Raw genomic sequence first — 1,397 nt, forward strand, 5'->3', positions numbered from 1 at the left:
AGCCTTCCTGTGCTCGGGGCAACCAGCGCGTCACCCGCCGGCCGACCAACTCGACGGCCGCCGACGTGGCGAACCCGAGGACGCCGATGGTGATGATGCCGACGAACACCTGCGGGTAGGCCAGCACGGTGTAGTCCTGCCAGGTGCGGTAGCCGACGCCGAGGCGGCCCGAGATCATCTCGGCGGAGATGACGCAGATCCAGGCCACGCCCATGCCGACCGACAGGCCGCCGAACACGCCCGGCAAGATGCCCGGCAGCACCACCTGGGTCAGCACCGCCCACCGGCCACCGCCCAGCGTGCGCACCGAGTCCTCCCACAGGGTCGGCAGCGCCCGCACGGCGTGCCGGGTGCTGACCATGATCGGGAAGTAGGCGGCGAGGAACGTGATGAACACGATGCCCGCCTCGTCGGTCGGGAACAGCAGGATCGCCACGGGCACGATCGCGATCGCGGGGACGGGGCGCGCCAACTCGGCCAGGGGACCGAACAGGTCGGCGAACAGGCGCGAACGGCCCAGCAGGACACCGGTCGCCACGCCGATCACGGCCGCCAACCCGAAGCCGGTGAGGATGCGGATCAACGACTGCGCCAGGTCGAGCCAGTACTCGCCGGCACCGAGCCGCCGCTGCAGCGCGTGCACGATCTGCGTGACGGTGGGCAACGTGTCGAACCGCAGCAGCAGCCGCACCTTGCCCGCGGTGAGCAACTGCCACAACCCGATTGCGGCCAGCACCGACGCCAGCCGCAGCAGCCGCGACCCCCAGGCGGAGGTGCGCCGCCGCGTATGCGCGAGCGCGGGCGTCGGGATCACGCCGGGCGCCCGGTCGGCCACTGCTTCGACGGTCATACCGAACCTCCCAGTGCCTGCTGGTAATTCATCACGACGCCGCCCGGGTGGGCCCCCAGGTACCGGTGCGCCCCGGCCTGCGTGCCGAACGGCAGATAGTTTCGGCCGTCTTTCACCCACACCGCCTTGTCGGCGAACCACCGGGTGCCGAGCTCGGCGTCGGGAACGTAGGCCGCGCGGATTTTCCCGCCGCGGGCGGTGGCCTCGGCGACCGCCCGCAGCAAGCCGGTGGGGTTCGCGACCGTCTGCGTCGTGTCGGCGCCGTCCAACCACAGCTCGCTGGTCAGCGCGGGGTCGCCGGAGAGCAGGGACGGGTTGGTGGCCCGCGCCCGGGTGGCGGCGTAGTCCAGCCCGCGGGCGGCGAACACCGCGCGCAGCGGATCGTCCACCGCGAACTTCCCCACGTCGAGGTCGGCGAAGTCACCGATCGATTTCAGGTAGGGCACATCGCTTTTCAGCGCGCCGATCAGCGACGGCTTGAGCGTGGTGTCGAACGACGTCCCGCCGGGGCCGTTGTAGAGGTACACCACCTCCTGCGGCAGACCGC

Annotated in this window: 1 protein-coding gene and 1 pseudogene; both read right to left on the reverse strand. The window is 71.3% G+C overall.

Going from position 1 to position 1,397, the window contains the following annotated elements; translation table 11 throughout:
* The coding region (locus tag A9X05_RS20685; protein ID WP_067783835.1) for an ABC transporter permease at positions 1-850 on the reverse strand (850 nt) is incomplete at its 3' end.
* A pseudogene (locus A9X05_RS20690) lies at positions 847-1,397 on the reverse strand (ABC transporter substrate-binding protein); the annotation flags it as partial. The pseudogene A9X05_RS20690 and the gene A9X05_RS20685, both read right to left, overlap by 4 nt.

Origin of the sequence: Mycobacterium sp. E3298 (assembly GCF_001666895.1) — a bacterium.
GTDB lineage: Bacteria > Actinomycetota > Actinomycetes > Mycobacteriales > Mycobacteriaceae > Mycobacterium.